14 protein-coding genes are annotated in these 24,651 nt (G+C 49.0%); 4 read left to right on the top strand and 10 right to left on the bottom strand.

What is annotated here, in order from left to right; translation table 11 throughout:
* The first annotated feature begins 11 nt into the window (after nucleotides 1–11).
* Nucleotides 12–920 carry a helix-turn-helix domain-containing protein gene (locus ACYVE4_RS33465; RefSeq protein ID WP_461044775.1) on the top strand — a complete coding sequence of 303 codons (909 nt, stop codon included), beginning with the start codon at nucleotides 12–14 and terminating at the stop codon, nucleotides 918–920.
* Nucleotides 921–1,129: 209 nt separating this feature from the next.
* Here ACYVE4_RS33465 and ACYVE4_RS33460 read toward each other — a convergent pair whose 3' ends face one another.
* Complete coding sequence (locus ACYVE4_RS33460; protein ID WP_461044774.1) at nucleotides 1,130–1,873, bottom strand: SDR family oxidoreductase; 744 nt, start codon at nucleotides 1,871–1,873, stop codon at nucleotides 1,130–1,132.
* Between the two features lie 100 nt (nucleotides 1,874–1,973).
* On the opposite strand from ACYVE4_RS33460, the gene ACYVE4_RS33455 reads away from it, so the two are divergent.
* On the top strand, nucleotides 1,974–2,312 hold the full coding sequence (locus ACYVE4_RS33455) for a winged helix-turn-helix transcriptional regulator (protein WP_461044773.1): 339 nt from the start codon (nucleotides 1,974–1,976) through the stop codon (nucleotides 2,310–2,312).
* Nucleotides 2,313–2,678: 366 nt separating this feature from the next.
* Here ACYVE4_RS33455 and ACYVE4_RS33450 read toward each other — a convergent pair whose 3' ends face one another.
* A complete protein-coding gene (locus ACYVE4_RS33450) occupies nucleotides 2,679–6,842 on the bottom strand; it encodes a hybrid sensor histidine kinase/response regulator (RefSeq protein ID WP_461044772.1) in 4,164 nt (1,387 codons plus the stop codon).
* Nucleotides 6,843–7,033: 191 nt separating this feature from the next.
* Between ACYVE4_RS33450 and ACYVE4_RS33445 the strand changes: the two genes are divergently transcribed.
* Both ACYVE4_RS33445 and ACYVE4_RS33440 read left to right on the top strand, forming a co-directional pair.
* Nucleotides 7,034–7,414 carry a hypothetical protein gene (locus ACYVE4_RS33445; RefSeq protein ID WP_461044771.1) on the top strand — a complete coding sequence of 127 codons (381 nt, stop codon included), beginning with the start codon at nucleotides 7,034–7,036 and terminating at the stop codon, nucleotides 7,412–7,414.
* Between the two features lie 207 nt (nucleotides 7,415–7,621).
* Nucleotides 7,622–8,782 carry a hypothetical protein gene (locus tag ACYVE4_RS33440; protein WP_461044770.1) on the top strand — a complete coding sequence of 387 codons (1,161 nt, stop codon included), beginning with the start codon at nucleotides 7,622–7,624 and terminating at the stop codon, nucleotides 8,780–8,782.
* Nucleotides 8,783–8,812: 30 nt separating this feature from the next.
* Here ACYVE4_RS33440 and ACYVE4_RS33435 read toward each other — a convergent pair whose 3' ends face one another.
* The 8 genes from ACYVE4_RS33435 to ACYVE4_RS33400 form a co-directional block, all read right to left on the bottom strand.
* Nucleotides 8,813–10,051: a DUF418 domain-containing protein gene (locus ACYVE4_RS33435; protein ID WP_461044769.1), complete on the bottom strand. Its 1,239-nt coding sequence runs from the start codon at nucleotides 10,049–10,051 to the stop codon at nucleotides 8,813–8,815.
* Between the two features lie 18 nt (nucleotides 10,052–10,069).
* Nucleotides 10,070–11,434, bottom strand: a complete 1,365-nt coding sequence (locus ACYVE4_RS33430) for an NAD(P)/FAD-dependent oxidoreductase (RefSeq protein WP_461044768.1) — start codon at nucleotides 11,432–11,434, stop codon at nucleotides 10,070–10,072.
* The gene (locus ACYVE4_RS33425; protein WP_461044767.1) at nucleotides 11,431–12,534 is read right to left on the bottom strand and encodes a shikimate dehydrogenase; all 1,104 of its coding nucleotides are present in this window, start codon (nucleotides 12,532–12,534) and stop codon (nucleotides 11,431–11,433) included. Before ACYVE4_RS33425 ends, ACYVE4_RS33430 begins: the two co-directional genes overlap by 4 nt.
* Before the next feature lie 414 nt (nucleotides 12,535–12,948).
* Nucleotides 12,949–14,811 carry a sensor histidine kinase gene (locus tag ACYVE4_RS33420; RefSeq protein WP_461044766.1) on the bottom strand — a complete coding sequence of 621 codons (1,863 nt, stop codon included), beginning with the start codon at nucleotides 14,809–14,811 and terminating at the stop codon, nucleotides 12,949–12,951.
* Nucleotides 14,812–14,833: 22 nt separating this feature from the next.
* Entirely contained in the window at nucleotides 14,834–15,625 is a 792-nt protein-coding gene (locus ACYVE4_RS33415) for a response regulator (protein ID WP_461044765.1), read from the bottom strand.
* 133 nt (nucleotides 15,626–15,758) lie between these two features.
* Nucleotides 15,759–19,745: a hybrid sensor histidine kinase/response regulator transcription factor gene (locus ACYVE4_RS33410; protein WP_461044764.1), complete on the bottom strand. Its 3,987-nt coding sequence runs from the start codon at nucleotides 19,743–19,745 to the stop codon at nucleotides 15,759–15,761.
* Nucleotides 19,746–20,415: 670 nt separating this feature from the next.
* A complete protein-coding gene (locus ACYVE4_RS33405) occupies nucleotides 20,416–21,600 on the bottom strand; it encodes a VWA domain-containing protein (protein ID WP_461044763.1) in 1,185 nt (394 codons plus the stop codon).
* Nucleotides 21,597–24,641, bottom strand: a complete 3,045-nt coding sequence (locus ACYVE4_RS33400; protein ID WP_461044762.1) for a DUF4132 domain-containing protein — start codon at nucleotides 24,639–24,641, stop codon at nucleotides 21,597–21,599. Before ACYVE4_RS33400 ends, ACYVE4_RS33405 begins: the two co-directional genes overlap by 4 nt.
* Nucleotides 24,642–24,651 lie beyond the last annotated feature (10 nt).

Here is a 24,651-nt window from a genome sequence, read left to right as displayed (position 1 = left end):
GCTTTTACACCATGGCAACGCCGAAACCCTATCGAATCGAATCGATTACGCAAATCCATCGGATGATGGGGCTGCCCAAACCTCATCATCCCCTGATTGGCCTGATCGATCTGAAAGGCCTTAAAGAAGACCCAGCGATCAATGCCGTTATTTTTGATCTGTATGTGGTCTCGCTCAAACGAGGTTGCGATAAGCTGCTGTATGGCCAGCAGAAATACGATTTTGACGAAGGCTTGATGGCCTTTATGGCACCCGGCCAGATTCTGCGGGGCGAGGAGGGTGGTGTACCGCATCAACTTGAAGGCTGGATGCTGTTTATTCACCCCGACTTTTTGTGGAATACGTCCTTATCCAGAAAAATAAAACAGTACGAATACTTTGGCTACTCTGCCCACGAAGCGTTGTTTCTTTCTGACAAAGAAGAAACGATTATCAACGGCATTATCGATACCATTAAACAGGAGTACAATGCTAATATTGACAAATTCAGCCAGGACGTCATCATTGCTCACCTGGAAGTGCTGTTCACCTATGCGCAGCGGTTTTACGAGCGCCAGTTCATCACCCGCAAAATAACCAACAGTAAGTTATTGGAACGGTTAGACGACATGCTGACGGATTACTTCAATGGGGATGACTTGATTTCTAAAGGGCTGCCCACGGTTCAGCAGATTGCCGAAACGCTGACTGTTTCTACCAAATATTTAAGCAGTCTACTGAAGCAGCTTACCGGCCAAACCACGCAACAACTCATCCACGAAAAGCTGATCGCCAAAGCCAAGGAACGCCTGTCAACTACGGAATTATCTGTCAGCGAGATTGCCTATGAGTTAGGCTTCGAGCATTCACAGTCGTTTAATAAACTCTTCAAAGCCAAGACCAACCAGAGTCCGCTGGAGTTCAGGGCTTCGTTTAACTGATAAGCAAATATCCATTTGGGAATAGTACACTAAACTAGCTTGACACAACCCGTGTAGGATCCGTAACAGAATAGACTCCCAAGTTAGGCCAATGTATCGTCCTGAATCTGCTTTTAAAATGGGCGTTCAATAAATTAGTATTTTGGGGTTAATAAGAGTTATAATGGCCGGATGTCTTACTTATCCGGCCATTTCACGCTAAAAAATTATTATTTAAGCATATACTGAATGGAGCCTCCGTCAACAGCAATATCAGCCCCATTCACATAGCCAGCATCCTCAGAAGCCAGGAACAAAACGGTATTGGCAACTTCGTCCGCATTGCCCAGTCGTTGAAGCGCACTTCTGGAAGCCAGGTAGGCTTGCGTTTCAGCGGTGGCCACCGAAAGCAGACCCGGGGTTTGAATCGGGCCAGGGCTGACGATATTCACTCGAATCTTTCGTTCCGCTAATTCATTGACGGCAATATCGGCGATCTTGTTCAAAGCCGCTTTAGTGGCCGAGTACACACTGCTTGCTGTACCCGCGGCAGTCACCACACCAGAGGAGGTAAAGATGACGGAAGCACCATCGGCTAAATGCGGTATGAGCTTTTGAAGGGTAAAGAAGTGGCCCTTGACATTGGTATTGAATTGCGCATCGAAGTCAGCTTCGGTCACAAATTGGATCGGGGCAAATACCCCGATAGCGGCATTGAGGTAGAGTACATCGACGGGCTTGCCACTTTCGGCTACTACCTTTTCCAGCGCCGTAATTCCTGCCATGGTCGAGGTGTCAGCCACCAGCGTTTGTAAGGTTGACCTATTGATCTCATCCGCTGCTTTTTGCAGGCTATCAGCATTTCGGCCCGTAATCAACACCGTTGCCCCCTTCTGAATAAATGCTTTCGCGGTTGCCAGGCCGATGCCCTGGCTTCCGCCGGTTATAACGACATTTTTGTTCTTGAAATCCATGATTCTGTTTTTGAATACACTATAAAACTATCCCAGGAACATTACCACAAGTAACTTGGTTACCATAAGTAACAGTATATTTGAGGTAACTAAGTAACTTATGGCTGAACAAGTATGCCACAAAGCAGACATCCTGGCGATCCACGACGCGATGGATGTGTTGAATGGGAAATGGAAGATTACCATTCTGTCCTCACTGTGTTATTATGACACGCGACGGTTTTCCGATATAGCGAACGACCTGGCGGGTATTTCGAATAAGCAGTTAAGCAAAGAGCTTAAAGAATTGGAGCAGAACAAACTCATCAAACGAACCGTCCTGGCAACTCAGCCCGTGACAGTCCAGTATAGTTTGACCGAGTATGGCTGGACTTTACAAGGCCTCATTCATGATCTAGCCAAATGGGGATCAACCCATCGTCAGGTAATCATGAGCTGACCGGTAAACACAGATGCCTTATATAATCCTCTTAGTAGACATTTAGGGTTTTATGGTGTGTCCCAACGATATAGGTTAGAAGGCGCAGGTGGTGGCTGTACTAGGGCTACTTATCATCACTTTTTGGCGCACGTATCTTGCTTAGACTCGCTTCCTGATCCGAGGCAAACTGGCTGGCCCCCTCCCAATCAGTGCGCATAAGTGGCCGGGCCGACGGAGCGATCAGCCAGCAAGTTCTCACTAACTTACCATTGGGAGTTGGTCCGATTGGTAGAATACACTGGTGGTTGTTTGTTCCTACAAACTTACTAGCGCCTTATTTCAGGCAAATTGCCATTTTTAGACAGCCAATAAAGATCCTATACATTAGACTTGGGCGACAAACTCACGGGGAGTAAGCTGGTAGAGATCCCGAAAGCACTTGGAGAAATAAGCCGGGCTATCGAAGCCCACCTGATAGGCCGTTTGGGTAATAGGCTGGCCCTGCCGTAGGAGTTGGGCGGCTTGTTTCAGTCGGTAGTTGCGGATCAGCTCATTGGGGGACATGTCTGTCAGCGATCTCACCTTTCGCACCAGGCTGGTACGACTTAGGCCCAGTTCAGTAATCATCATGTCTACGCTAAGGGTTGTATCATCCAGGTGGGCTTCGATCAGTGCGTAGAGTTGGCTCAGAAATGGATCAGGTGAGGCAGTAGCTGATGAAGTAGCCACCGGGTCAGGCTGTGTCAGGCTGGCCCGCACCCAGTCGCGCTGGCGTTGCTGGCTATCGAGTTGATTGCGAACCCGAAGTTGGAGTTCCTGTACGTTGAAGGGCTTGGTCAGATAATCGTCGGCCCCTAGCGAAAGACCTTCCAGACGATTTTCCCTTGACGCCTTAGCCGTCAGCAAAATCAGGGGAATGTGGCTGGTCCGCAAATCCGTTTTCAACCGACTGCAGAGCGTAAAACCATCCATTCGGGGCATCAATACATCCGAGATAATCAGATCGGGCTGGTGTTCCAGTGCTTGTTCTAAGCCATCCAATCCATCCACCGCTCGGCGAGTGCGGTAGGTTGGCGGCAAACTACTGGCGATAAAATGAGCTAGTTCGTCATTGTCTTCCACAATCAGAATACGAGGAGAGCTATCTTCTAAAGAATCCCACGCTCCCTCGTTGGCTGTGGCATGCGCTAGAGTGGCCAGGATAACGGAGGAATGCCCATCTGCAACTACACGGGTGCGGTCAGCATTTTCCTGCTGGTCATTTATTGTCATCAACGTCCCATCTCCCGGCACTGATGGAGCATTCGTCACCTGCTGATACGGAAGCTCCACCACAAAAGTGGTCCCTTCATCTAGCCGGCTGTGGACCGACATCGTGCCACCCTGAACACTCACCAGCTCCTTCACTAAGGCCAGGCCAATGCCCGTACCAACGTGTAGCGCTTTTTGTTTTCCCAAACGAGTAGCCTGACTGGTAGGTTGGGCAACCTGATAAAACCGGTCAAAAATGTGGGGTAATTGTTCAGCGGGAATACCAGTACCTGTGTCGGCAACTGTCAGGCGAACGCCCTCGGTCAGCCTCGTCATTGATATGTTGATACTGCCTGAGGGTGTAAATTTCAGGGCGTTGGCCGTCAGATTGTTAACAATGCGCTCCAGCTTTTCGGCATCAAAGTAATAGGAACCCGTCACCTCGGAAGTAAAGCGAAGCGTCAGGCCCTGCTGAGTGGCCTGTTCTATGAAGGGCTGAAGCCAGTACGCCACACTATCGGTCAACGCGCCCGGTGATGCATGCACCGGCATAACATTCGCTTCCAGCTTGGATAGGTCGAGCAGTTGGTTAATCAGCCGGAGTAACTGGTGGGCATTTTGTTCAATGGTCGACAGACGTCGCTGATTTCGGGAGCCTAGATCTTCGCTTGCCATCTGCTCAGTCGGGCCCAGGATTAACGTTAAAGGCGTGCGGAATTCGTGGGTAATGTTGGCAAAGAAGTTCGACTTCATCTGATTGAGCTGACGTAGCTGGTCTGCTTCCTGCTGAGAGAGTGCCATCTCCCGTTGTTGCAACGCTAAAGATTGACGAAGTCGGATTCGGTTGGCATAGGCTCGCACCAGCACGATTACCAGGCCAATAAGGCTCAACCCATACAGCAGATAAGCCCACCAGGTGGCCCAGAATGGCGGCCTAATGATTAGGGCCAATTGACGAACATGCCGACTCCAGCGCCCTGACGTATTGGACGCATTGACCCACAATTTATAATGGCCCGGCGGTAGGGAAGTATAAATAGCCTGGGGTCGGCTTGTTTCGGTCCATCGGTCGTCGAGCCCTTCCAGCCGGTATCGATACCGGTTGCGGGTTGGTTGATTGAACTGCATGACGGCAAAATCAACCGTAAGGTAATTCTGATTATAGGGAAAAGACAACTCCTGAACAGCTTGAATAGGAAGCTGGTGAGCGGGTATAAACGGCTGATTATTGACCTGCATGGCCGTTAATTCAACGGCGGGCTGGTAGGTGTCCTGGCTGAGCTGGTTCGGATAAAATGCGGTGATGCCTTCCAGTCCGCCCATTAGAATACGATCCGCTGAGCGACCATCGCTCTGATGGCCAGGCAGATACAGATAATGAAAGCGATTGAACTCATCGGCCAATAAACCGTCTTCGCGGGTAAAGGTGATGATTTGTCCGGTTTTGCGGTTCATTCGGCAGAGCCCTTTGTTGGTACCCATCCACAGGTAACCGGACTGATCGGGAATGACCGAATAAATCACGTTGTTGGGCAGTCCATCAGCGACCGTGATTCGGCGGCATTTGCCCGTTCGCTTATCAAAAGCGCATAATCCACCACCAAACGTACCGATCCAGAGCCGGTTGGGATCTTCAGGATCGCTGGAAAAGGAAAAAATGGCATTGTTACTTAGGGAAGTTGTATCGTTGGGGTGGTTGGCGTACTGATGTAGACGCCCCGTCTTTTTGTCCATACGCCACAGCCCGTTCTGTTCGGTAGCCAGCCAGAAAGCAGTCGCATCGACCGTGAAGAGCACAACCCAGGTTTTGGTCATTCGGCGGGAAATCGGGTGTGGCCAGCGCTGCCATTTGGCCCGTAGAGGGTCATACTGCCAGAGCAGCGAGTCGCGCAGGGCCCACACTTGCCCCGTAGGGTCGGTCGCCAAGGGACAGGGGGGATGGCCAAACTCAAGGTTATGAAACGTAACAGGTAGTGGTCTTGATGTAATTTGTTTGGTTTGTAAGTCGATTTGGGCGATCAGCGAGGTGCCAGTGTTGTACCAGAGTTTACCCTGACCGTCGGTGGTGTAGCGAAAGTCATAGCTGGTTGGCCATTGTGGGGGCGGCATAACAGGACCCTGGTTGGCAGGAATCGCCAGCCAGGGCTTGGTCAGTAAATCCTGATGAAAGGACTGCCGATAGACAGCGGTCTGAAATGGCATTGCTTTCAGGTCATACTTTCGGATGCCCGCGCCTTTAGTGCCTTCCCAGAGTACGTCGGACTGATCGACCCAAAGCCGGGTACCCTGACTTTGGGGTGACTCATTTTGATAACTGACCAGCTGCTCAACGCCCGCTTGATTGGCAAAGCGCATCAGCGTCTGGGCGTACACAAAATAAACATTCCCGTGACTATCTGCCGTGCAGTTGGCCTGGACCCAGTCAGGCTTACTCACCGACACGGGTAATGGGTAAGAACGAGTGATACCTGTCCGCGGTTGAAACCGCGTTACCTGATGCGCTGAAAACAAAAGTAGCTCTCCCCCATCTGACCCGTTCCGATCAGGTCGAACAAAGAGTTTATAGATAGGAACCATCACTGCTGGCGATGGTTGAGAAATCGGCCTGGGGCTGGCGGGTTGATAAGGCTTCAAGACGTGTGTGCGCTCGTCAGCCACAAACAAGCCCAGGTTGGTAGCCAGCCAGAGCTGTCCATCGGGCGTAACCACCATATCAAAAATAGCGTTGGGCGGATTGCTACCTGCCCCAGTGGCCTTGAAACTATATTTGACCGATTGGCGGCCATCTGGATCAAAACGAAACACGTCTGACTGGTTACTGGCCACGACCCATAGCTGATCCTTCTGGTCGATACACACCGACGTAGCAAATGTTCCTGCCATATGCCGCTTATAAGCAGGTAAACGGGAGAAGTTGACAAACGTTTCAGTCCGTGGATTGAAGATGTCGATATCATTACGTTCCGAGACGATCCAGATACGCCCCTTTTGGCCGGGTTTAAGTTGACTAATGCCCGTGTATGACAACGAAGGCGTGCCGTCGGAATGGGGTTGAAACACCTTAAACCGCTGGCCATCGAAGCGGCACAAGCCATCACGGGTAGCGGCCCAGATAAAGCCCTGCTGGTCCTGCATGATATCAGGTACATACGCCTGCGGTAATCCCTGTCGGTCTGTGATGCGATCAGGCTGCGGTAAAACGCGCAGTTGAGCATTGGCGAAAAGCCCTGTTCCATACCACAAACCCACTAAACAGACAATCAGGCAATAGCCCTTCAGTCCTGGAGACTGCTGCATGGTCATAAGAAGGGTCGAAAGAACGAAGATGCGAAAATCAAGTGAAATGCCCACCGATTGACCTATAATCTTATGGCCTGGCTAAAACACAGAAAGGTAAAGTTCGTATACCCAGGTCACGGGCGATTTGGGAGTCCACACAATTCCAACGGATCGTCGAGTTTCTGGATCTTGATTGAAACTAAAAAGTCATGCGTTTTAACCATATAGTATTCGTTTGGCTACTAGCCTTCATAGGCTGTGAAAAAGAAGACCCAGCTAGTGAAATATCCCCTTGTCAGTCTTCTTATGGCAGACTTAGGCGTCGGAATTTTATCCAGGATATACCTGCAATAGTTTCCTTAAAAGGTCAAAAAAATGGCGAATTTAGCTTCCAGATAGTTCCTTCGTTTAGTACTGGCGTTGCTGAAGCAGACCGAACGCCCTGGGGAAGTTGTAATTTAGGAACAGCCTTTCAAAAAGATAGCTTAAAGGTGACTGTAAGTGGCTATTTTCTCACTTCGGATCTGTTAGAAACAATGAATATTTCCCCCTTGCCATTTGAGGTAACTTACATGAAAATAAGAAATTAACGCCCTTAACCCCTTAATAAGAATCTATTTCCATTAGTCCGAAAACGCGCCTGACGTTCACCGAAGGAAAAGTTGGTATTTAATTTTCGTGGACTCTTCTGTATACGTACCTTAACTGTCAATATCGTTCAACCCGAAGCTTGATAACAAGACCATCAATTCACTAAAAAATCAACATAACTCTAAAAACACCATGATTCAATTGATATGAAAAAGACGCATTTTCACCTGTTGCTCTGGCTTTTCGGTTTGGGTTTTACCTATGGTTGTAAAAAAGCGCCTGACCCTTCTCCTGCAAATCCTTTGCTGATGAGCGCCCGGGCAAGTTATGAAAACGATAAAGTAACGATTGAGTCTATTGGCAGTATGTTTGCCGGATCTGCGGGGCCACAACCCGTGGAGTTTTCTAAAACTGAGGTATGGCTTTCTGAGGGCAGCCCAGCGGCTTTGACGTTGGTTCAGACAACTGACCAAAAGCAGATCGAACTTTCTAATCTTCAGGCTGATAAACTATACTATGTGGCCGTAAAAGGTAGTAAAGGGGATTATTGGTCCGAATTGAGTACGCCAATTTTGATTGTTCCCAATAAAGTCAAACCCATCAAACCATTGCTGACAACCGTCAACACCGTCAGCCTGTATCTATCACCCTCGGGAACCCTGGCGCTGGCACAAACGCAAGTATCAAATGAAGTTACATTAACCCAATTGACGACTGGCAAAGCGCAAAAACTCACCTACTCCTCACCCATCTTGTTTAGAAGCTGGATAGGAACGGGTGAACAGATTATTTTTGAAGCGCCGACTACTCAACGCCGTCAATACATCATTTACGACGTTGCAAAAGCTACGTTTAGTGAGTTTGGACTTCCTGCCAACGCCAATGTGTGGGAAGCCGCTTTTTCGCCTGACGGAACGAAAATAGCCTATACAGACTATCAACGCACGGGCTATGTATGGATTTACGATACCACGACCAAAACGGATAAGCAAACCTCCCTAACAAAGCCCTATACAATGGTTTGGACGGGCGACAATCGCTCGCTACTGATTCATCGCTATAAATTCGCTTCGGTTGATGCGCAGGAAATTGTTCAATACGACTCCCAAACAGATGCGGTGACCAAAACCCTTTTTGTGACGCCAGTTAAAGGCTCAATTCAAGGGCCAGTTCTTTCTCCTTCAGGTGATCAATTGTTGTTTTCCTCCACCCTTTCAGGACAACCGCACGTTTGGTGGTATGATCTTCAACGTGAGAAATTACGTCCCGTTACCAGGGGGTCATCGCAGTTTGGTTGGCTTACCGGTTCGGCGTTTTATGCTGTCGAAGAAGGCAACGCTCCACAGGTTATGCTATATAGCGAGTAATCCCATTGATAACTTGAGTGCTATAATCCGTCACGGACGAACGATGGCCGTTTGGTTTGATGGTACCAACTTTCCATGTATCAGTCGTTGCCAGAGATATTCTATTGGCCCCAGTTGATAATAACTAAGCCATATATTACTGAAAATAATTTGTAGAATATAGATACCTGGTATCGGTACAAGCGACTCCAATAGGGTCAGATGGCCAGCAAGTCCCAATCCATAGCCATAAAAAAGAATGCTGCACAGAAGGCTTTGTAACAGGTAATTACTTAAACCCATCTGCCCGACCCGACCAATCCAAACCGTCCAGTTCGATGAATAGAGCCGAATATGTAGCCCCATCTCCAGTAGATAAACGAGCGTAAGTAACAGCGTACCAATAAATGTGCTAAGTGAAACAAGTAGCGGTTGGTAGGGCTGACCGACTTCAGGCAACATCACCAATCCAAACTCCAGAAGAACTGAAAAGCCTTTGATTAGAAAGGCTGCGGGAAAAAAGAATAAGAGAAGTAAAGAGAACCGCACTTTTAGTCTGGCCATACGGTAAGGAAGTCCTAACTTACCCGCGATCAAGCCTACTATCAACATGATTTCATGAAGAATCCAGGACGAAAGCCCTTGCCTCAACAATAGGTGATAACGCGTCGAGAGCACTCCAGCTTGCTCGTGCATTACTTCCCAAATTGATCCTCGCTGCCAAGCCGTCATCAGTCGGCTGAGTGCTTTTCCCGTTTGCTGATCGCTATTTAGTATGTCGATGTCTCCTGCTGACTGGATCAACCCTTGTAATAGAATCGCGAGCAGAACGAACCCTGCAATCCATCTACCTAAACTGCGTACCGATCGTTTTATAAAGTAAAGCAGACTGAAACCAAGGATCGCATATTGGAGCAGGATGTCGCCAAACCAAAATGCGAAGCCGTGAAGTAGTCCCAGAATAAGCAAAAAACCGAGTCGGTGTTGGGCCAAGCGACTGGGATCAAAACCGGCCTGTTTATCGCTCTCCCATCGTTTATAGAACCATATTCCAAACAAAAAACTGTAGATTAGTTCAAAAGGCCCTTTGACGAAGAGATGGATGAAAAACTGCACGGGCATATACATCTCGGATTGGTCCAACTGTAGCTGGTATACCTGCTGGGGACTGAAGAACGCAAACAACGAACACGTCTGCGAATCAACGATCAGCATTCCCAACATTGCTATACCCCGAACGACATCCAGATTATGAACCCGCTTATCCGATCCGTCAAACGATGACACCATAGACTGCGATTCTTACAATTAGTGAATATCGGCCAGCTCATAATGAGCATCAGTCTGTATCGATGAAGGATAACCTGGACTAGAAACCGTCTGCGCTTTGCGACTCTGCTCCATCATCCAGACGCCTTTGCGTTTGCCCCGGAAGAATAGAAAAGCCCAGTCACGCATAGCCCGCAGTCGTACCGTTGGCGAGGGCATGAAGTAGTGAAAAAAGATCAGTCGCAACACCCAGGCCAACCAGCCTGTAAATAGTATACCATACAGTTCACCGATACCTTTGCCCATTCCCAGGCTGGCCGCTTCGCCCAATCCACGGAATGTAAACGGTCTGATTTTCTGACCCAACACCGCGCGGGCCATATTTCGGCCGACATGCTCGCCATGTTTGATCGCCCAGAGTGCATTGGCCGGACAGGCCGTTTCGGTTTTAGGCCGTTTGACATGACAGGCATCGCCACCGCCCCAAATGTTTTCGTATCCCGCGATTTGCAGGTTTGCATTGGTGCAGAGCCGCCCGATGGTGTCCCGCTCCATCAGTCCGGTACCACTCAACCGTACCCGGCTTTGACCAACCGTCGAGATGACCATCCGACTTGGCAGGAACGTGTCATCATTAAGAAAAACGCCTGTTTCGGTCAGCTTCGTAATCCGGCGGTTTGCAATAACCTCAACACCCGATTCAGCCAGCGTTTTTTCAGCATACTGTACCAGTCGTTCACAGCCTTCCGGTAAAGCAGCCAAAATGTGTAAGCCACTGTGAACCAGCCAAACCTGCGGCTCGATTGTCTGCAGCGATGGATGACTTTTTTTCAGTAGCTGCACGTATTCCATAATATTACTGGCTAATTCAACGCCAGTAAAACCACCGCCTGCTACGGTAAACGTCAGGAGCTGACGAGCAGTTAATGCATCGGTTTGGGCTGCTTGCTGGACCAGATCATACAGCGTGTCTCTGGTCTGATGAAATGCATCGCGGGCTTTTACCTGATAACCGTATTCCCGAATTCCTTCAATGGCTTCGCTGTCGAAAGAACCGTAACCAATTAGGAGCTGATCGTAAAAAAGCGTCTGCTCCGCGCCATCTTCCAGCCGGATTTTTACAGTTTGCCAATCCGTGTCGATGGCTTCGGCCTGGGCAACTAATAACTTAGCTAGCGGCATCACTTCGGCCAGAGGGCTTAATTGGTTATCAGCCTGCAAAACGCCTGTGAGCGTTTCGGCGGTCCAGCCGTGAAAAGTATGGTCACGCAATGGACAAACAACCGTGATCTGAACTGTGCCTTGTTTTAACTGACGACGCAGTCGTTTAACCATTGATTGATAGGCCAGGACGGAAACATATCCGCCCCCAAGCAGGACGATTTGAGTAGGAAGGGTTTTCATGATAATGCAGGTTCGAAAGAAGGAAGAGTAGTGAAAGAAGATGGTTGGTAAGTAGGCGCAGGCTGCGGATTGACAGGCTGGCCAAAACTATAATCTGGAGCCGGACAAAAACCCAGATGCGCAAACCGTCGAGCCAATCCACGGATGTATTCGGCCTGTTCTAAAGTTGGGTTGCCAATGCTAAAGTGTCCATCGTGACCGGCCATCGCCAATAGCATCGTTTCGGCCAGACAGGCATAGGAAGTCTGATCGGGTACGCCAATAGGTCGACTCAGTCGAAGATGCGGCATTGCCACCAGGCCACCATCCAGAATCGTTACGTCAGGCCGTTGCTGAAGCAGATCAGGATGGGTATTACGCGGAACGGTATCGTCGAGTACCACAGCACCTGGTTTCAAGTGGTCAGCGTGTAGCAGTGCATCGGCGGAACTGGTTAGCATTACTACAATATCGGCCTGTTTAACTCGATCCATGCCCAGCGCAATTTCAGGTAGTACGTCATCATTCAGCGAAACCATGCTGGTTGCCAACCCTCTCAATTTCCGCTCGTTACGGGCAATCAGTACATAATCAGCATTCGGTTGATGAAGGGCTAGCAGTTGACTCACCAGACTACCTACGCTGCCCGTTGCACCTACTAAAGCTACGACCGGATACCGTTTGGGGCATTCCTGAATCAGTTGCGCTATTTTTTGATACGTAATCACCGCTGTAAACGCATTGCCATTGGTGATAGCCGCGTGTGGATTTTGAGTTAACAATTTGCCACCCATCGTAACGGGTGATGTTAAGGCACCCAATCCTACAATCTCGGCTCCTAGTGATGCCGCTAGCTGTAGCCCCTGCTCAATACGGGGCATCATGGCTTTTTGCTGTTGCAGCAACTGCTGACCCGAATACGGTAGCATGATCACGTGACCCTGTGGCTCAGTTGCATTCGGAGTTAGGGTAATATTACTCCAGACAAAGGGTGGGAACGGACGGTTGCGGAAAGCATATTGATAGAAGGACTCAGGAAGCCAGCCGAATGGTTTAGCGACGGCGGCCAGATCGGTGCGATAGCTGCTGCGAACGTGAACGAGGAATGCGAATTTTTTCATGGTTACTGGTATATGCGAATGTGTTGAATGATCGAGTTGCGGATTAATTCTGCTGTCGGCTCGGTGGCGTTGACAGTGGCAAAAGTACCAGGTCGATACCCCGATGGGTTAGCAGAAATTGGCCATTTCAGTAAGACAAATCCGCCATTCTACTGAGCAATAGTAATTTTTCTAGAATTATCTGGACTTCCCTGTCTCTAAAGACGATACAAGATTACGGCGAGCTGATTTTCGAAACCGAGAATGGTTAGTGAAGTGAGTTTGTCTGATAGTGAATGCTCGTATTTTGTAAGGGAAACTATGTCTGGGGTAAGTGAGAAAAATACAATTGTTCAATAAACCGAACAATCCCGAATAGCGAGGCAGATTCGCTATTCGGGATTGTGATGCAATCTCAAAAATGAGAAGCAGTGATTAGGCAGTTACTGGTTCACTGATGCTGAGTTTATGAGTAGGAACCGTTTTTTTTGTTCTGGGGAGAATGAGCTGAAAACAGGTGCCGTATCGATTGTCGATAGTCAGTTGTCCCTTCGCCTGTTTCACAAGCGAATTGATTAGCCGCTTACCGAACGAGCGGGATGGTTTCTGCCATTGGATTGGATCGATGCCCGACCCGTTATCACTGATTTCCAGATATAATTGATCCGATTCCCACAGACGGATGCTCAGTCGAGGGTCTACAACGCCATGATACGCATGCTTGAAAGCGTTGGTAGTCAGTTCATTCAGAATAAGTCCTAAGGGGACGGCTAGTTCAACATCAACGTCAATAGGTTCGATGTGCAGTTGCAGGTCAAAATTGTCCTGATGGCGAAAGGATTGCATCAGGCCCCGAACCAGATCGCCAATATAAGCGGGTAAGCTTACCCGAGTGACGTTGTCAGTCTGGTACAATTGCTGGTGAATCAAAGACATCGCTTCGACCCGCTGCTGACCTTCACGCACGGCTTGTATGGCCTTCTCATCCTCCAGTCGATTCGATTGCAGATACAACAGACTGGAAACGATAGCCAGGTTATTCTTGACCCGGTGGTGCAATTCGCGCATGAGTTCTTTCAATTGACCTGTCTGTTGATGAATACGTTCGTTGGCAACCGAAAGCGTATGATTCGTTTCGTCCAGCTCCCGATTCGTTCGACGAAGAACTCGGTATTGCCAGACCATCAACCCCAGCAGAATCACCAGTAGCGAAACGCCACCGATCAGCCAGCCTACTTGCTGCTGCTGCCGAAGGTTATCCTGATTCAACAGTTGAATCTGCAGCTGTTTTTCACGGGTTTGAAAGCGTGTTTCCGTTTCGATTAGCTGACGGCTTTTTTCGGAATTGAACAAACTATCCCGGTACGTAGCCCATTGTTTATGATAAGCCAGCGCCTGTTGATAATGTCCTCGCTTTTCGGCTATAGCCGTAAGGGTTTCGTATATGCTTCTTAGATGAAGCAGGTTCTCCGATTGCTGCCGAGACCATTTTTCTGCCAATCGAATATATTGTTCGGCCTCATCCAGTTGGTTCATTTTCAAGAGCGTATTTGGTAGATTCAGGTAAATCATACCCAATAGTAGGCTGTCGTGCTGCGCTACCGCCTGTTTCATACATTGCCGATAGGTAGCAGTTGACTCCTCGTATTGACCGGCATTTTTCAGGATAATGGCCCGGTTGAAAAGCGTGTATAGGTAATCCCCGCCGACTAACTTGTAGATGGCAATGGCCTGACCATTGTACTCAAGCGCTTTTGCAGGATGCTGACGAATGTCTTCAATCGTCGCCAGATCCGTGTATACATTCGCTATTTCCGTCTTCCGATTTGCCCGACGAGCGATCTCCAATCCCCGTTCACTATAGTGTTGGGCCATTTCCAGATCTTTCAGTTCAATGTAAACACCCGCTATCCGTTGTAAGGCCCGAATCTTGCGCGAAACATTAGCGGGCGCATTGAACGAAATGGATGCTTTCTGGAAATTAAGGACTGCCTGGGTCGAATTATTGAGCGCCTGTTCAAAGTACCCTTTAGCCATAAACGTCCGCCCCCGTAACGTTTGATTTTGGAGCCGATCGGCAATCCTGCCCATTTCGGCAATGGCACTGGCAGCTTGGGTAAACTGATTAGGATTAAGCTTATTCTGATAAAAGGCAGCCAATCGTTCGAAACGAGCGCTATCTGACAACGACGCAATTTCCCGTTCCAGCCTCTGAAATGTGGTTGGTGAAGAGGATTGAGCGGCCAACTGATGGAGCGGCAACAGGCTCACCAACAGCCGCATTAACAATGATTTCATAAACAGATGGTTGATCACAATATCAATGGAAGGCAAAATGGCTGATGAAATCTTCCTTGTATTGTTGACTAAGAGGAATGGTAAACGAGTCGATGAACACTTCGCGCTCGTTAAAACCCTTCAACTTTTTAATGTTGACCACGAACGAGCGATGTATTCGAATCAGATCGTTGAAGTCTAGCCGATGGAGAGCATTGCCAAGCGTTAACCGGAGTGCAAATTTTTGGGATTTGGTCACCAGCGTGGTATACGTATTGTCGGCTTCCAAAAACAGAATGTCGTCCAGATTGATGGAAACAAACTGATAGTTGTGTTTGATAAATACTTTATCATCAATCCGCAGGATGGCTTCGCGGCTGTGGTGGTCTTTTTCTGTCGTTGCGGGTTTGTGTGTCGGTTCAAAACTGGCCGATACTTTTCGAAGTACGAAAGTATGAATAGCCAGGTCCACGGCGATCTGAAGGTTGTCGGGACGGATTGGTTTGGTCAGGTAGGCGGCTGGGTAGGTATTTTTGGCCCGTTCGACGGTTTCTTTATCGGTTTGAGCCGTCAGGTAAATGACGGGAACGGGTTTGAAGGTTACGATCCGTTGAATGGTTTCGATGCCATCCCAATCACCTTTCAGATTGATGTCACAAAGAATAAGATCGACGCGGTTTTGCTGGTAGATTGCCAACGCTTCCCGACCGTTATCCGCCGTTCCAACAACCTCATAGCCCTGCGTTTCCAGTAGTTCACTGACGTACATGGCCAGCACGGCTTCGTCTTCAATGACTAAAATATGAATCTGATTTTTTGGGGTATCTGTGTTCATGCTTCCTGACCTTTGCCTGATTAATTGCGAAGCAAAAGTAGCGGACGAGGCATCCGTACGGGTAGCACAGAATGGCCAATGCATTAGCACAAATCGGCCAATTTGTTAGTGTAGGCAATCACAAAGCCGTAAATCAGTTTTTTTGAGCTTCCAGATAAGCGGAAGGGGAAATGGCAAACTGCGCTTTAAATGATTTCGAGAAATAGGACAGCCCTTCGAAGCCCGCTTTCTCAGCCGCTTCCGACACCGAACAGCCTTCCTGTAAGAATAGGGCAGCCTTGCGCAGTCGGTATGACCGCATTAGTTCATTGGCATTTGTCCCCGTCAGCGCGCTGAGTTTGCGGTGAAGCGTCCGCTGACTGACGGCCAGTTCATCTGCTAACTGTTCGACGCTGTAAGTCGAATTGGCTAGCTCATGATCCAGTACGGCATAAAACTTACCCAAAAATGGATCATCATCTGATGACGTAGTTTCTAACCCGGATTCTTTGGGGCGTTCTAACGACCCTTGCTGCTGTTGCCATTTCTGACGTAGTTGTCGTTGATGGTGCAGCAGATTCTTGATTCGTAAGAACAACTCCTGTCCGTTAAACGGCTTGGTCAGATAATCATTAGCTCCGATCGTTAGACCCTGAATACGAGCATCGGTCATGGTTTTGGCCGTCAGCAGAATCACGGCGATGTGGGCTGTTAATGGAGTCGTCTTGATATGCTCCGCCAGGGCGAAACCATCCATTAGCGGCATCATGACATCTGAGATGACAAGTTCAGGGAGTTCCTGCAAACAAATCTGCCAGCCTTCCTGTCCGTTGGGGGCGGTAAGTACCCGGTATTTGCGAGCCAACTCCCTGGCAATGAACTCGCGCAATTCATCATTGTCTTCTACGACCAGAATCAACGGAGCATCGGCAGCAACCGGCCTCGTATCAGGTGTAGCTTCATCTATCAACTTAACCGCAGTAGGACGCAGGACAGCCGGAAGGGGCTCTAAGACCGCCAGTTCCGTTGACGGATCTTTGAGCGGCAGGCTAACCGTAAAGGTAGTCCCCTTACCAGGTTGACTGTCCACCGCGACCGTACCGCCTAGTAGTCGGGTAAACTCAGCTACCAGAAACAAGCCAATTCCTGTTCCACTACTTACGCTGCCTTCGGCCTGACGGCCCTGAAAAAAACGGTCAAAAATGAGCGGTAGTTGCTCAGCCGGAATACCCATTCCCGAGTCAATGACTTGTAAACATACCGTGGGTTCGGACGTTGACGTTTCCTGACGAAGAATAACCTGGATCGATCCGCCATCGGGCGTAAATTTCAGGGCGTTAGCCAGCAGATTGTAGCCAATGGTTTCCAGTTTCTGAGCATCGATGAGTGAATCGGCTGGCAGATCAATTGCCTCAAAGGTCAACTTAATGTTTTTTCGTTCGGCACGCAATCGGAACGAGTCAACCAGTTCCGCAAAGAATGTAGTCAGATTGCCCCTCGATTGAATCACACCCAATTGCCCGGCTTCGAGCTTGGCAATATCCAGCAATTGGTTGATCAGCCGGAGTAATCGACGAGCATTCCGATGCATAACCCCAAACTGCTGCTGTAGACTCGATCGAGATGGCATCACCGACGTTTCGATAAGCCGCTCTAATGGATTGATGATCAGCGTGAGCGGGGTGCGGAATTCGTGAGTAATATTGGTAAAGAAACGAGTTTGCCAATCGGCATTTTCTTTGAGCAACTGAGCTTCCTGTTCCTTCAACAACATCTCCTGATGGAGCTGCGCCCGATTGAGTCGATACCGGATATAAGCCCGAATGATCCCCACTACTAGTAGACCATACAGGACATAAGCCCACCAGGTTCTCCACCAGGGCGGATGAATAACAATCTGGATCGTTTTGATGAGTGGACTCCAATGCCCACTAGCATCCGCAGTATTGACTTTGAACTCGTACGAACCGGGCCTCAACTGCGTGTAGTTAGCACCTGTGTGGCTCCCCGCATTGACCCAATCGGCATCTACGCCCATGAGCTGATACCGGTAATGCAGGCTGGTCGGTTTATTGTATTGCAACCCCGCAAATTCGATGGTAAAAAAGTTCTGGTCGGGTTGAAGGTGCAGGCTAGTCGTTGCATTAAGCGGAAGCGTCAGCGGAGAACCTTTTTCCCGTGGTTCGACAGGATCGTTCGCCAGTCGAAGACCCGTGAGTACCGTGGGTATCGGCTGGGCTGTTTCGTTCAGAGCCAGCGGATCAAATACCGTTACGCCCGAAGCACCACCGAATGCCAGTCGCCCGTCGGGCAGTTGAACCGCGTGATTTTGGCGGTACTCAATATCCTGCAACCCGTCGGTAGTTGAGAAGTGTCGCATCTGGCCTGTTTGCGGATTCATGCGGCTTATTCCTTTTACCGTGCTGAACCATAAATTTCCCTGTCGGTCAGTCAATAAGGTATTAATGGTAGCGCTGGGCAACCCCTGCTTTTCAGTCCAGTTTTGAAAACGCATTGTGCGCGTATCTAACCGGCCAAGACCTTCCTGCGTACCAACCCAAAGTACTGCCGGATTCGTTGGGTCAGCCACCATCGAGGAAACATGGTTGGATGGTAGCGAAGTCGAATCGGCTGGCTGATAACGTAAATGCTGCACAATGCGCCGAGCTTTTGTATCGTAGGCATACAGGCCGTTTTCCTCAGAACCCAACCAGACCCACGACCCCATAGGTTGAATGCACATGACCCAGTTGACAGGGCAGGCAAAGGTATCCAGCAACTGACCAGTCGGGCTGGCTTTGAGCAGGCCCCGGTGCGGGTCGTACATCCAGACGGTGCCGTCCGATAATACCCGTACCCCGTTACCGCCGTCAACTCCAGCAAGAGTCTTATCCCAGGGGGCGGCTCGAGAAACCGCCAATACACGCTTTACCTGGCGGGAAGCGGATTCACCACGCAGCAACTGATACGAATCGCCATCAAAACCAATGGTAATATAGGGTGCTGTTCCGCCTAATCGTAGGCGGTAAATATGGTTATTCGTTTCTGTCCAGGAGGGGGCTGAAATGCCTAGTTCCGATAGCACATCATGAACAAAATTGACGCGGTACGGATGAGCCTTAATGGGCAACGCCCGCAAGTCGATCTGCTGGATGCCATCCCCATTGGTACCAATCCATAAGACGCCCGATCGATCGACCAAGAGTGCGTGAAAGTAATTCTGATAATCGGCGCTGGAAGCCGTCCAGATCGGCGTCACTTGATCCTTAGGCGACAATCGGTAAACGGTCAGCGCATGAGTAAAATAGACATTCCCGTCTTCGGCCTGGTAAATTGGTCCAACCTGGGTATTTACATTAGACGGAATAGGGATGGTTCTGAATTGATGTGTTTTCGGATTGAACAGCAACAGTTGCTGGACAGCACTTATAATAATCTCACCGTTGGACCGCTGGATAATGGGCGTGCCATAATACGTCTCAACCTTTCCGGGAATGCCAACCGAGGGATTCGGCCAGGACGTAAACGTATGACGACGCGTATCAAATTGAAGCAACTTTCCTGGAAACGCTGTGTATAGTTGTTGTTGCGCATCGAGAAAAAAGGAGTTTCCAGGAAATAGTTTGCCAGAGCCTAGCTGTTGGGAAAACGGGAATTTTTGAAACTGCTGCGTTTGGCGATCATACGACAGCAACTGCGTTTCGGAGCGTGCCCACACTCGTCTGTCGCTTTCTGTTAAGGTTGCCTGGGCCAGTTTAACCTGGTTCTTTTCCAGCTGGCTTTCCGAAAGCAGATCCGTAAACTGCTCGGTAACTGGGTTTAGCAGTTGAACGCTGTAGTTTTCAAACGTAATCAGCAGGGTAGTATCCGAAATCGATTTCAGCGATAAAATGACGTTGTTCGCCAGCGAACGATTCCCGAACGGCTCGTGTCGAAACACCTTGAACTGTCGCCCATCATACCGGGCCAACCCATCCCGAGTAGCCACCCAGATAAAGCCCGCCTTGTCCTGAACAATACCAGAAACGTAATACTCGGGCAGGCCGTGTTGAATACCCAGATTACGGGCTATAAATGGCTGAGCCAGCAACTGACGAGTTGCCAGCAGTAGTAAAACCGAAAGCCACGAACCGATCTTCACAAATGCTTAAAAGAGAAAGAGGATAGTACATTAAAAGTATAGGAATTACTCCAATCAGCCAAGTGGGCTGAGGATGAAAAAAGCTAGTGATCCTAAATTACTGATTAAACACCTTATACGTTACCAAGGCCATTTCTGGCTCATTTTGGCCAATTCATACGATCTGACTGGCTGATTTGCGCTAACCGCCATCACGTATAAAGGTCTACTTTCCCCGCAATTAAATACCGTTCAGCCTATATAAAACGTGCTTATGCACTCGCCTTCCGGCCCCGTACGTGAGCAGTTGATCGGGGCTCTTTAACTAAAACAATCATGAAAATTTCTTTACAGGACAGAAATGATCGCTATCGATTTTACTGGCTTTGTCTCAGTGGGGTAAAAAATACGAATGGAAACTAATGCCGTCGGTTAGCCTCGGCGAAGATCTGGTTGGGCTCCGCGTTTTCGAAACCAACATAAGTCGGTTTCTACACTGCCAATCGTAGCGCTGCACAGATTTGGCCTTAAGCCTTTCCGGTAAGCAATGAATGACGCAGAAACGACTTTTAACTGTAACCTGGCTATGAGGTAAATAGTGTTATCTATTGAACCCTAAAACCCACGTTCTATGTCTAATTTCTGATTTCGATCACCATTAGCGAGCCCTTTTTATATGTTGGCTTTCTACCTATTTTCCTTTCAAAACCACATCGTTATCACCAGCCCATTGCGTTAAATCTTGTTTGTTGATAGCGGCTGCCATCAGATCAGGGAATAAGTCGGGGGTACAGGCAAAAACGGGTACGCCCAATCCGGATAGAAAACGGGCATGCTGATGATCGAATGAGGGAGCCCCACTATCGTCAAGGGCCAGTAACGTGATCAATTGAACGCCTGAAGCAACCAGTTCGGCCATCCGCCGACGCATATTTTCCGAATTTCCTCCTTCGTATAAATCAGTAATCAAGACCAGAATCGTGTCGTCGGGTTTAGTAATCAGTTGCTGGCAATACGTCAGGGCTCGGTTGATATCGGTTCCACCACCGAGTTGTACGCCAAACAACAGATCGACCGGTTCTTTAAGGTCTTCAGTCAGATCAGCAACTTCCGTGTCGAACACGACCATTCGAGTTGTTACCGTCGGTATGCTGGCCATCACGGCCCCGAAAATTCCCGAATAAACCACCGACTGACCCATTGAACCGCTTTGGTCCAGACAAAGGACAATGTCTTTTAGCGATCGTTTCGATTTTCGTCCATACCCAATACGAATCTCAGGGATGATCGTTTTATAGTCAGGTTGATAGTGTTTCAGGTTTTTTCGGATAGTTGAGTGCCAGTCCATTTCGTTGTGACGAGGGCGTCGGTTGCGAGCTGCCCGGTTAATGGCACCCGTAATAGCCTGAATCGTTTTTTGCTCGACTTTTCGCAGCAATTCTTCCACCACTTTTTGCACTACACGACGGGCAGTATCCTTGGTTTTCGAAGGGATTAGTTTCCCTAGTTCCATCAGGGTGGCTACTAACTGAACATCAGGCGTTGCCTGTTCCAGAATGTCGGGTTCAAACATCAGCTTTCGCTTCAATTCATCCTGTTTTAGCGCATCGTTCTGCATGACCTGCACCACCGACTGTGGGAAAAACTGCCGAATATCGCCCAACCACCGCGCCACGCTCGGCTGCGATGCGCCTGATCCCCCTTTTCGAGAGGTCGAATCGGGAGCTCCATAGTCGAACCGGCCGCGTCGTTCAAACTCGTATAGAGCGGCCAACGCGGCATCGATCTGAATTTCCTGGCCGGTTAAGGTGGCACCCGTTCCGTCGGCTTCATTACCACCGATAATGAGTCGCCAGCGGGTAAGTGGATCACTCATAATGGATTATCTTTTGAACGAACGTCGTTTTCTTTGAAAAATAGCATGTCGGCCATTACTTCTGAATAAACAATAGGCGGCACCTCTCCGAATCGAATTAAACGAGGGTCGGTATCCTTGCTGGGTTCATCATATACGTAACTTCCAAACTGAACACTCTGAGCGCGAGCGAACATAATATCGCCAAGGGCTGCATTCTCGTCGTAATAGCCAACGCAGATGTTGCCCTGTTGGGTCAGAATGGCCGTAATACCAAGATCCGTAAAATCTTTGTAATAGCTGGCAATCCAACCCGCATCCTGCACCGAGCCCCGAAACCAGCCTAACTTTTCCATTTTGCTGACAAAGCCATAGCCACCATATTCGATTCCTTCAAACTGCCGATCAATGGTCAAATTCCGGTCCAATTCAGGCAGTTGAACTACCGACCGAGTGAGTTGTGGGAAAATGGGCTCTATATCCGCATCGGCGAGTTGCTGCGACCAGTAATCCCGTTGCTCGTCGGTCAAGGCTAGCGGGTGTACCATGCCGATCGACGTATCATCGGGTAGATCAATCTCGTCGCCCTTGTCGTTAAGCAATGTCTGATCTTCCTGACACTGGAACGTAAATAGCAGATTTTGCTGGTCATCAAAGACGCCCCAGATCAGCCGAATGGCGTAAGCGAACATAACCGGATTGCCCAGAAAAAACCGTTGCCACTTATCAGCTGGCCATTTGCGCTGGATAACCAGATACTGCTCCAACCGCCCCGACTGCGCTTTCACAATGTCCCGGATTTCCTTACTGATTTCTTTGAATTCGTCTTTTAAATCCGCAGCGGCTGCTTTCGGTAATGTCTTACTGAACTTATTATCCTCATTCAGAAAAGCCACTTTAAAGTCAGCTCCAATGAATGCCCGGTAGGTTTCGTCGCCAACCTGAAACGATCGAAAGAGGCCAGTGAACCCAAAATCGGGAATGATGGAATCGGCCAGATCGTAGGGCGAAATTCCAAGCGTATCAGCGGCAATGGTGAAGGCTTCGTTTGCAGCAGCGCCAATATTTTTATTCTTGTTTTTGTATTTGCGCGTGTAAAATTCAACGGCTCGTAGCGCTTTGTTGGTGCCAATAAGCGCCAGTGCCTGTACCGCATATTCAGCCATTTTGCCGCGTCCGGCATCAGCCCACTGATTCACTTTTGATATTAAGAGGTCAATTTCATCATCGTTGCCCAGCATAGCCGCTACGGTCAGACAGCCTTTTCCCTTCGGATCGGCCCCGGCATCCAGATAGGCTTTCAGTACAGCATGGGCAAATAAACTACTTCGTTGTCGATCGATGAGGGTATAGAGTGGTCGGGCTTCGAGATCTGGCCGGATATCTTTTGATCGGTTCTGGCGATACAATAAAAACCGAACAGTATCCTGATCCAATGGCTCACCCGATACCTGCCAATAAAGGCTGGGAAGCTTAGATTCGACGAGATAGGTTGCTACCGGTTCATCCAGCTTACCCCGTTGCCGAGCTTTTTCTACAACGGTCGCGACCTCGGCTTGAGTTGTTGGAGCAGGCAACAAACCGTCAAGGCTCTCCAGCATCACATCGCGGGTATCGTCGTTCTTTTCGGTATTGAGCGCATCCATCAGTAACGCCTGTGCCCGGTCCGTACGGATGAGCGAGAGTAGCAAAGCTCCCGTTTGACGAAAATCGGCTTTCTTGTCGCGGAGTAGCTGTTCAGCTTCGGGAATGGCTGCTTCACCGAGTTTAGCTAACGTCACGGCAGCCATCTCGCGCATCTGTTTCGATTTATGGCGAGTCAATGCCCAAACGTGCGAGTGGTAATCGCTGTAATCGTATTGCGCAAGAATCTTTAAAATAGCTTTAGCGAGTCGAATCTCATCAAAATACAGTCCTCTGGTGTCCACCTGCAGCCCTACAATCAGGAAGGGAACACTGTCCTGACCAAGGCGATCGGATAGAAACTCGAACAGCTGTTGATCAGGTGCTGGACATACCTTAAGCCAGTTATAGACGTATTCCCGTGCTTTGGTCGGCTCTTCCTGACTCAGAATTCGGTCGAAAAGAATCTTGGCACTCAGCTCGTATGAACCTTTGGGATCGGATCGCTCACTACTGAGGAAATAATTTTTCGGAGACGTCGCTGTCATCTCGCGCCGTACCAGCTCAAGATAATCGTAAGCGGCTGCCAGCGTTTCTGACTCGTACTGATTCGGTAGGTATTGAGCCAGCAATTTTTGCAAGCTACGATACGTACCCGGATCGGTAACGGCCCGCTGAACGTCGGCAACAAGAGAACCGTAATAAGCGGCATCATACGCCAATAATTCGTTGACAAGGTCAGTATCTAATCCCAATCGATCATTATAGCTGCCCAGCTGAAGGAAATCGGACAAATGCGTTTTAACAAATTCGGGTTTCTGTTTTAAAAGCAGTTGCAGATAATCCAGTCGTTGACGCCCATATAATTTTGGCCAGGAAAACGAGTGATACTGATCGAGTCGGGCTAGCATCCAGCGGGTTAACAGAGAGTTAGAATCAACTAACCGAATATATTCCAGCACGGCGAACCAAAAATCACCTTCCGATACGCCATGCCGGGCCAAGTGCTGAACCAGGGAATGAACCGCTTCTGCACTGAGCGACGTGTTGACCCGTTCGGCCAGCCAGTTTTCGTAGAAATCCTCGTATAAATAATTGTAGTGGTTGGCTCCCTGCCCCACAGCAAACGCTAACAGTCGATGATCGAACGCATCCCATTGCTGAGGGTTTGCCGAAAGCATGGCCCAGTAAGCAGCGTAAAGGGCATGGCCGTAAAAGCCAAATTGAATAACGGGATAGGCAACCTGGCCATCGCGTAGATACTCAATTAATTGGCTGTAATCGGCTTTGTAGGCTTCGTAATAAGAGAGATTTCGGGCTTCGTCGCTAAACTTCTGCAACAATGCCTCGCGGTCAATCGGTGTAGTTGGCATAGAACGGGTTTCGGGTTTCGAATCCGAGTTTGTAAATAAGTTGACTAACGTTTGTTTCAGGCCCATAATCGATCTG

The organism is Spirosoma harenae (genome assembly GCF_054776975.1).
Note: the sequence above shows the minus strand (reverse complement) of the source record. Positions and strands in the feature narration are given on the sequence as shown.

Excerpts from the sequence above, each read along its gene's own strand:
- ACYVE4_RS33450 (WP_461044772.1), bottom strand. The coding sequence starts at position 6,842 with ATGCAGCAGTCTCCAGGACTGAAGGGCTATTGCCTGATTGTCTGTTTA.
- ACYVE4_RS33465 (WP_461044775.1), top strand. The coding sequence starts at position 12 with ATGGCAACGCCGAAACCCTATCGAATCGAATCGATTACGCAAATCCAT.
- ACYVE4_RS33400 (WP_461044762.1), bottom strand. The coding sequence starts at position 24,641 with ATGGGCCTGAAACAAACGTTAGTCAACTTATTTACAAACTCGGATTCG.
- ACYVE4_RS33440 (WP_461044770.1), top strand. The coding sequence starts at position 7,622 with ATGAAAAAGACGCATTTTCACCTGTTGCTCTGGCTTTTCGGTTTGGGT.
- ACYVE4_RS33405 (WP_461044763.1), bottom strand. The coding sequence starts at position 21,600 with ATGAGTGATCCACTTACCCGCTGGCGACTCATTATCGGTGGTAATGAA.
- ACYVE4_RS33420 (WP_461044766.1), bottom strand. The coding sequence starts at position 14,811 with ATGAAATCATTGTTAATGCGGCTGTTGGTGAGCCTGTTGCCGCTCCAT.
- ACYVE4_RS33435 (WP_461044769.1), bottom strand. The coding sequence starts at position 10,051 with ATGGTGTCATCGTTTGACGGATCGGATAAGCGGGTTCATAATCTGGAT.
- ACYVE4_RS33415 (WP_461044765.1), bottom strand. The coding sequence starts at position 15,625 with ATGAACACAGATACCCCAAAAAATCAGATTCATATTTTAGTCATTGAA.
- ACYVE4_RS33430 (WP_461044768.1), bottom strand. The coding sequence starts at position 11,434 with ATGAAAACCCTTCCTACTCAAATCGTCCTGCTTGGGGGCGGATATGTT.
- ACYVE4_RS33425 (WP_461044767.1), bottom strand. The coding sequence starts at position 12,534 with ATGAAAAAATTCGCATTCCTCGTTCACGTTCGCAGCAGCTATCGCACC.
- ACYVE4_RS33455 (WP_461044773.1), top strand. The coding sequence starts at position 1,974 with ATGGCTGAACAAGTATGCCACAAAGCAGACATCCTGGCGATCCACGAC.
- ACYVE4_RS33445 (WP_461044771.1), top strand. The coding sequence starts at position 7,034 with ATGCGTTTTAACCATATAGTATTCGTTTGGCTACTAGCCTTCATAGGC.
- ACYVE4_RS33460 (WP_461044774.1), bottom strand. The coding sequence starts at position 1,873 with ATGGATTTCAAGAACAAAAATGTCGTTATAACCGGCGGAAGCCAGGGC.